A 7799-nucleotide genomic window follows, 5' to 3' on the forward strand; every position below is an offset into this window, starting at 1 on the left:
CAACCATTCACGAAAGGGGTCTAGATGGACCTTGCCGATATTCGCCAGACCATCGATGCCATCGACACCACGCTCCTCAACAGCTTTGTCGAGCGCATGGACATTGCCACCGAGGTCGCCAAGTCAAAAATCGAGATGGGCAAGGCCGTCTTCGACCCCGCCCGCGAGCGCTCCAAACTCAACAACCTCGCCAGTCGCGCACCCGAGCGCTACGAGGCCCAGACCATCACCCTGTTCCGCCTCCTCATGAGCATGAGCAAGGCCGAGCAGCAGCGCTACATCAACGAGCTCAAGGGCATCACGGTGTCGCAAAAGGCCCATGCCACGGCCGCAGCCTTTGACACACCCTTCCCCCAGACGGCCACCGTCGCCTGCCAGGGCGTCGAAGGCGCCTACAGCCAGATCGCCGCATGCAAGCTCTTCGACGTGCCGGATATCGCCTTCTTTGAGACCTTTGAGGGCGTCATGCGCGCCGTACGCGACGGCTTCTGCGAGTTTGGCGTGCTGCCCATCGAAAACTCAACCGCCGGCTCGGTCAACGCCGTCTACGACCTGCTCGCCCAGTTCGACTTCCATATCGTGCGCTCGCTGCGCCTCAAGATCGACCACAACTTGCTCGTCAAGCCCGGCACCAAGCTCGCGGACATACGCGAGGTCTACAGCCACGGTCAGGCCATCGCGCAGTGCGCTAGCTTTATCGAGGCGCACGGTCTGCACGCCACCAAGTACCCCAACACCGCCATGTCGGCCGAGATGGTCGCCAGCTCCGAGCGCACCGATGTTGCCGCCATCGCATCGCGTAGCTGCGCGGCACTCTATGGCCTGGAGGTGCTGGAACCCAATATCCAGGACTCTGACAACAACTACACGCGCTTTGTCGTCATCAGCCGCGAGCCGCGCGTCTATCCCGGTGCCAACCGCACCTCGCTCATGATCACCACGGCCAATGAGCCGGGTGCCCTCTATCGCGTGCTCGAGCGCTTCTACGCGCTCAGCATCAACCTCATCAAGCTCGAGAGCCGCCCCATCCCCGGCCGCGACTTTGAGTTTATGTTCTACTTTGATCTGGACTGCCCCTTTGGCAGCAAGGCCCTCGACGACCTGCTCGATTCCATCGACGACGTGTGCGAGAGCTTCACCTACTTTGGCAGCTACACGGAGGTGCTCTAGATGACCGATACCGCCGCAACCCGTCCCTACGGCGTACTGGGCCGTGTGCTGGGCCACAGCTACACCCCGACCATCTACAAGGAGCTCGCGGGGCTTGAGTACGTGCGCTTTGAGCGCGAGCCCGAGGACCTCCAGGCCTTTATGACCGGCGACGAATGGGAGGGCACCAACGTGACCATCCCCTACAAGCGCGCCGTCATGGACTACCTGGACGAGTTGAGTCCCCTGGCCGAGCGCATGGGCAACGTCAACACCATCACACGCCTACCTGACGGTCGCCTGCGCGGCGACAACACCGACTACTTTGGTTTTCGGTGCCTGGTCGAGGAGTTGGGCGTTGAGGTTGCCGGCAAGAAGGCCCTCGTGCTCGGTGCCACCGGCGGCGCCGGCACCACGGCAAGTATGGTGCTGGGAGACATGGGCGCCATCGTCGTACCCGTGGGTCGCACGAGCGAAGTCAACTACAGCAACATCGCGCAGCAGTCCGACGCCGCCCTGCTCGTCAACTGCACGCCTGCCGGCATGTTCCCCCACTGCCCCGACGCGCCTTGCACACTCGAAGGGCTCGATGCGCTCGAGGGCGTTATCGACATTGTCTACAACCCCGCTCGCACGGGACTCATGCTCGAGGCCGAGCGCCGCGGCATCCCCTGCATCGGTGGCCTGCTCATGCTTGTTGCCCAGGCGGCACAAGCTGTCGAGCGCTACACCGGCCAAGTCACCCCGCGCGAGCGCATCCTGGACGTAGCGGAGCGCCTGTCACGCCGCGAACAGAACATCGCGCTGATCGGCATGCCGGGCTCGGGCAAGACCCGCGTGGGCGAGCAGATCGCCCTGCTCACGGGTCGCGAGCACATCGACCTGGATCGCGCCCTCGAGGAGCGTCTGGGCATGCCCTGTGCCGACTTTATCGTCAAGCGCGGCGAGGCCGCCTTCCGCGAGCAGGAGACGGCGGCGCTGGCCGACATCTCCAAGCGCAGCGGCCTGGCGCTCTCCACCGGCGGCGGCGTGGTAACGCGCGACGAGAACTACCCGCTGCTGCACCAGAACAGCCAGATCGTGATGCTCAACCGCAAGCTCGACGAACTCGCTCATAAGGGACGCCCCATCACCGCCCGCGACGGCGTCGACAAGCTCGCCGAGCAGCGCATGCCGCGCTACCGCGCTTGGGCCGACTACATCATCGACTCACGCGACTGCGCCGCCAACACCGCCCAAGCCCTCCTCGACACCATCCCACCCGCTCTCTAACCAAAACCACCACAAAGGGGACAGGCACCTTTGTGGTGGTTTTCCAATCGCAAAGGAAGCAACCATGAAAGCACTCGTCATCAACGGCCCCAACCTCAACATGCTCGGTATTCGCGAGCCGGGCATCTATGGCAGCGACAACTACGACCGCTTAGTGCAGATCTGCCAGGAAGCGGGCACCGCTCAGGGCTTTGACGAGATCGAGGTCTTCCAGTCCAACCACGAGGGCAGCATCGTCGACAAGATCCAGGAGGCCTACGGCAAGGTCGACGGCATCGTCATCAACCCGGCGGCCTACACGCACACGAGCGTCGCGATCCTCGATGCCCTCAAGGCCGTCGCCATCCCTGCCGTCGAGGTACACATTAGCGCCGTAGAGACGCGCGAAGACTTCCGTCAAGTGAGCTATGCGCGCCTAGCCTGCTTCGTCACCATCACCGGCGAAGGCCTCCAGGGCTACGCACACGCGATGGAGCTGCTGAGGGAGCATCTCGAAAAGTAAGCAAACGGTGACAATTCACGAACGCTGATTCGCGTGACTACAACGCCAGTGCCGGCAGCAGCAATCTCGCTGCTGCCGGCATTTTATTACTGGCATATAATCGTTGCAGTCACACATTGTCTGGAGACCCGCATGCTGAGCATTCATCTGGGAGATTACCCCGTCTCCATCTACGATACCAAGACCTTCTTTAGGAACTCGTACTTGGATTCATGGTTCGAAGACCCCATGGCTGCGCAAATTATTAAAGGCGTTGACGGATCGGAGTTCATCGGCTCTCACAACATCATAAGCAAGCAGCTGGGCTCGATCAGCCCGCTCGAGTTATCCGGCGGAGTAAAGACGCTCCTGCTTGTCCGCAATCTCCCCAACATGGTCTTTAATGCTTCCACCTGCGGCGATAACTGCGCCCGTTGGCTGCTCAAAATTGGCAAAGAACAGGATGTGCTGGTAACCCTTTACCACGTCATGAAGTTCCCCTGGAAGCGTTTTGAGATTCGCATCGATAACGATGGCTGCATCGTCAGGAACATGCAGGAGTTTGTTGGCGCCACGAATGATTTTCTGGATGTTGAAGATGCGACTAGAATGCCGCACTAAGTTCTATTGCCGTAATCGCTGAATGCGGTTGCGAAAGACTTATCGGAGTGTTCGAGGGCAGAGCAGTAAGCCACGCAAAACGTTTAAAACCAAGGCTACGCCCATGCGTTGGAGTCGCTGAAAGGCCAATCCACATCAGCAAGACGAAAAAAGCCCGGACCACCTAGCGGTCCGGGCTTAATAAACGATGGTGCTCCATGGCGGATTCGAACCGTCGACCTTGGGATTAGAAGTCCCCTGCTCTATCCAACTGAGCTAATGGAGCAAATAACCGCACGCCCAAGCAAGCGCAAGCCTGTCAGGCGCAAGTAATTATAACCTAGTTGAACTGCTCGCGGTACGCCTTGCAGACCTCATCGACCGGGCCGTCCATGCGAAGGTCACCCTTTTCAATCCAAACGGCACGCTGGCAGATGCGCTCAACCTGCTCCATGGAGTGCGAAACGAACAGAACCGTCACGTCGCCGCTCTGGATAAAGTGCTGGATGCGGGCCTCGCACTTCTGCTGGAAGAACACATCACCGACGGATAACGTCTCGTCAACGATCAGAATATCGGGCTCGGTAATCGTCGCGATTGCAAAGGCGATACGCGCCACCATGCCCGAGGAGAAGTTCTTAAGCGGCATATCGACAAAGTTCTGAAGCTCAGCGAACTCAATAATGCCGTCAAAGTTGGCGTCGATGAACTCCTTGGTATAGCCGAGCAGGGCGCCGTTCAGATAGATGTTCTCGCGGGCGGTCAGCTCGGGGTCAAAGCCGGCACCAAGCTCAATCAGCGGCGCAATGTTACCGTGCACCTTAACGCTGCCCTCGCTAGGCTCAAGCACGCCAGCGATAATCTTGAGCATCGTAGACTTGCCGGAGCCATTGGTGCCGACCAGACCCACGACCTCGCCGCGATGAATATCGAACGAGATGTGCTTAAGCGCCCTAAACTCCTCAAAGAACAGCTCGTGCTTGGCAAGCTTGATGAAGTACTCCTTGAGGTTGGTCAGCGACTCGGACGCCATGTTAAAGATCATGGTGACGTCGTCGACCTCGACAGCCAGAGGCTGCTCGCTGTAATCAACAACAGATTCAGTCATCACAGCACTCCTTAGATGTAGAGGATGAACTTGCGCTCGGACTTATGGAACACGGTATAGCCAATAACAAGCGCAAGAACCGCCCAAGCAACGCACATACCAAACGTCATAAGCGAGGGCGTAGTCTGGAACAGGAAGATATCGCGCATAAACTGCAGGTAGTTATACATGGGGTTCGCATAGACCAGAATGCGCACGAGATGCGGCATTTGCGCAACGAAGTCGGTCGTCCAGAAAATAGGCGTAATGTAAGTCCACGCCGTAATGACGACGCTCCACAGATGCATGACATCGCGGAAGAAGACCGTGAGGGCGGAGAGCATCATGCCCAGGCCCATGCAGAAGCACATAAGCAGCAGTAGGCAGACCGGCAGCAGAATCAGGTGCCAAGAAGGCATAAAGTGGAACCACAGCATAACGATGGCAACGGCGACCAGCGAGAAGGCAAAGTTAACCAGCGAGAAGAGCACCTTCTGTACTGGGAAGACCCAACGGTGCACCTTAACCTTCTTGAGCAGCGGGGCAGCACCCACGATCGACGTCAGGGCCTGGTTCGTAGACTCGGACATGACGGCAAAGGTGACGTTACCCACGATCAAGTACAGCGGGTACATCTCGGGCGTAATTGAGCCATTGCGGCCCTGGGCGAAAATCGTCGAGAACACGATGGCCATGACGATCATCATCAGCAGCGGGTTGAGCACCGACCATGCAACGCCCAGAACGCTACGGCGATACTTGATCTTAAAATCCTTGGTAACCAGCTGACGAAGGATAAACGCGTCCTTCTCAAATTCGTTCTTAGCAAACGTCGCAGGCAGACTGCGAGTTTCTTGTTGCTTTGTCTGATCCGACACGGATGCAACTCCTTTACTCGTAATCGTTGACAAACGAACAGTATAGACCCGACGGCCATGCAAACGATTCGCGCAACAAAACTGGAGAACTAACCCACATCTTAGGATGCCAAGCCCAAACGGCTATACTTTCAAGGATTGAACGTATAAGGAGCATTGAGTGAATTCTGAATCCATCGCCGTCATCATCCCCTGCTACAACGAAGCGCCCACGATCGGCAAAGTCATCGACGACTTTCACCGCGAGCTTCCGCAAGCGACGGTCTATGTCTATGACAACAACTCGTCGGACGATACCTCACGCATCGCCACCGAGCACGGCGCCACGGTCCGCTTTGAGCCCCGTCAGGGAAAGGGCAACGTATGCCGCCAGATGTTTCGCGACATCGACGCCGATTGCTACCTGATGGTCGACGGCGACGACACCTATCCCGCCGAGGCGGCCAAGGCCCTCTGCGAGCCCATCCTTAACGGTACGGCCGACATGACCGTAGGCGATCGCCTTTCAAACGGCACCTACGCCGAGGAAAACAAGCGCGCCTTCCACGGCTTTGGCAACAATCTGGTCCGCGCCATGATCAAGTGGATCTATGGCTACAGCTTCGATGACGTCATGACCGGCTACCGCGCCATGAGCCGCCCGTTCGTTAAAACCTTCCCAGTGCTTTCCGAGGGCTTTCAGATCGAAACCGAGCTCTCGATCCACGCCGTCGACCACCGCTGGCGCATCAAAGATGTGCCCATCGAGTACCGCGACCGTCCCGAGGGTTCCGAGTCCAAACTCAACACAGTGAGCGACGGCATTAAAGTCGTTGCGATGATCGGCACGCTGTTCAAGGACTACCGCCCGCTGAAGTTCTTCAGCCTCGTTGCGCTTCTGTTCGCGGTATTCGGACTCGCCCTGGGCATGCCCATCGTTGTCGAATATTTCCAGACCGGCCTCGTCCCGCGCTTCCCCACCGCTATGCTCGCCGCCTCGTTTATGTTCCTGTGCGGCCTGAGCCTTGCGACCGGCTTCATCCTAGATTCTGTAGCAAAGGTCGAAAAAAAGCAGTGGGAGGTCAACGTGTACAGCAAATACGCCTACGACGACCAGCCCGGCCACCCTACTTCCAAGCCAAGCGAGAGGTAGATCTTCCGCAAAATACTATTGGCACCACTGCGCAGATAGCCACCAACAAGAAAAGCCGCCGTTAAAGAACGGCGGCTTTTACTCTCGAAAAGTTAATAGCGGCTAGAGCGTCTTGATGTACTCCCCCAGCTCTTCCTCCCAGTCGGGCATGTGGAAGCCGGCAGCCTCGAGCTTGGACAGGTCGAGCGCGGAGTGGGTCGGGCGCGGGGCGATGGGGCCCGCGGCGCTCGCGTAGTAGTCGGCGGTCGATACCGGCACGACCCTGTCCCCGTTGCCGTTGGCGGCCTCGAAGACGGCGCGGGCGATGTCGGCCCAGCTCTTCACGGCGCCGGAGCCGGTGCAGTCGTAGGTGCCGTAGGGGGCGTGCGTCCCCAACACGTGGAAGATGGCCCCGGCCATGTCGCGCGTGAAGGTCAGGCGGCCCAGCTGGTCGTCAACGACCGTGACCTGCCCGAGCCCGTCATCGGGGTCGGCGACGCGGTCGGACAGGCCCTTCATGGTCTTCACGAAGTTGCGGCCCTCGCCGATGACCCAGCTGGAGCGCATGATGTAGTGGCGCGGGCACCCGGCCACGGCGATGTCGCCGGCGGCCTTGGTCTGGCCGTAGACGGACAGCGGGCTGAGGGGCTCGTCCTCGTCATGCACCTCGGCGGTGCCGTCGAAGACGTAGTCGGAGGAGACGTGCACGAGCGTGATGCCGTGCTCGGCGCAGGTGCGGGCGAGCAGCGCCGGTCCGGTCGCGTTGGCCTTCCAGGCGGTGGCGCGGCCCTCGGGGGTCTCCGCCCTGTCGACCGCCGTGTAGGCGCCGCAGTTGATCACGGTGCCGTAGAGCGACCAGTCGTACTGTGTGTAGGCGTCCGGGTCTGACATGTCGAAGGTGTCGATGTCGCAGAAGTCGAAGTCCTTGGCGACGCCGCGCTCCTCCGCCAGCCTGCGCACAGCATGGCCCAGCTGGCCGTTGCAGCCGGTGACGAGCGTCCTCTTGGGCGCCATCGGGACGACGTCCTTGAGCATCGGGTGGTTCAGGTCCGCCTCGGATACAGTGGCCTCATCGAGCGGGATCGGCCACTCGATGGCGAGCTCGGGGTCGGCGAGGTTCACGAAGGTGTAGGTCTTCTTGAGCTCGAGGGACCAGTGGGCGTCCACCAGGTAGGTGTAGGCGGTGCCGTCCTCCAGGGCCTGGAAGGAGTTGCCCACGCC

8 protein-coding genes and 1 tRNA gene are annotated in these 7799 nt (G+C 59.8%); 5 read left to right on the top strand and 4 right to left on the bottom strand.

What is annotated here, in order from left to right:
- The first annotated feature begins 24 nt into the window (after nt 1-24).
- From pheA to ABHU32_RS01305, 4 genes are all read left to right on the top strand, one after another.
- A complete protein-coding gene (gene pheA, locus ABHU32_RS01290; RefSeq protein WP_346978565.1) occupies nt 25-1170 on the top strand; it encodes a prephenate dehydratase in 1146 nt (381 codons plus the stop codon).
- On the top strand, nt 1171-2421 hold the full coding sequence (locus tag ABHU32_RS01295) for a shikimate kinase (RefSeq protein ID WP_346978566.1): 1251 nt from the start codon (nt 1171-1173) through the stop codon (nt 2419-2421).
- A gap of 64 nt (nt 2422-2485) precedes the next feature.
- Nucleotides 2486-2923 carry a type II 3-dehydroquinate dehydratase gene (gene aroQ / locus ABHU32_RS01300; RefSeq protein WP_346978567.1) on the top strand — a complete coding sequence of 146 codons (438 nt, stop codon included), beginning with the start codon at nt 2486-2488 and terminating at the stop codon, nt 2921-2923.
- A 132-nt stretch (nt 2924-3055) separates the two neighbouring features.
- Nucleotides 3056-3523, top strand: coding sequence for a DUF4869 domain-containing protein (locus tag ABHU32_RS01305; RefSeq protein WP_346978569.1), 468 nt, complete (start codon nt 3056-3058; stop codon nt 3521-3523).
- Nucleotides 3524-3711: 188 nt separating this feature from the next.
- Here the strand turns inward: ABHU32_RS01305 and ABHU32_RS01310 are convergent.
- From ABHU32_RS01310 to ABHU32_RS01320, 3 genes are all read right to left on the bottom strand, one after another.
- A tRNA-Arg gene (locus ABHU32_RS01310) sits at nt 3712-3788 on the bottom strand.
- Nucleotides 3789-3842: 54 nt separating this feature from the next.
- Nucleotides 3843-4610 carry an ABC transporter ATP-binding protein gene (locus ABHU32_RS01315; RefSeq protein ID WP_006236046.1) on the bottom strand — a complete coding sequence of 256 codons (768 nt, stop codon included), beginning with the start codon at nt 4608-4610 and terminating at the stop codon, nt 3843-3845.
- 11 nt (nt 4611-4621) lie between these two features.
- Nucleotides 4622-5467 carry an ABC transporter permease gene (locus tag ABHU32_RS01320; protein WP_346978571.1) on the bottom strand — a complete coding sequence of 282 codons (846 nt, stop codon included), beginning with the start codon at nt 5465-5467 and terminating at the stop codon, nt 4622-4624.
- Between the two features lie 160 nt (nt 5468-5627).
- On the opposite strand from ABHU32_RS01320, the gene ABHU32_RS01325 reads away from it, so the two are divergent.
- A complete protein-coding gene (locus tag ABHU32_RS01325) occupies nt 5628-6599 on the top strand; it encodes a glycosyltransferase family 2 protein (protein ID WP_250787737.1) in 972 nt (323 codons plus the stop codon).
- A gap of 102 nt (nt 6600-6701) precedes the next feature.
- Here the strand turns inward: ABHU32_RS01325 and ABHU32_RS01330 are convergent.
- Nucleotides 6702-7799 (bottom strand): sugar nucleotide-binding protein (locus tag ABHU32_RS01330; protein WP_346978573.1); only part of this gene is annotated, 1098 nt, incomplete at its 5' end.

This window comes from Collinsella aerofaciens, from assembly GCF_039758965.1.
Classification (GTDB): Bacteria; Actinomycetota; Coriobacteriia; order Coriobacteriales; family Coriobacteriaceae; genus Collinsella; species Collinsella aerofaciens_BR.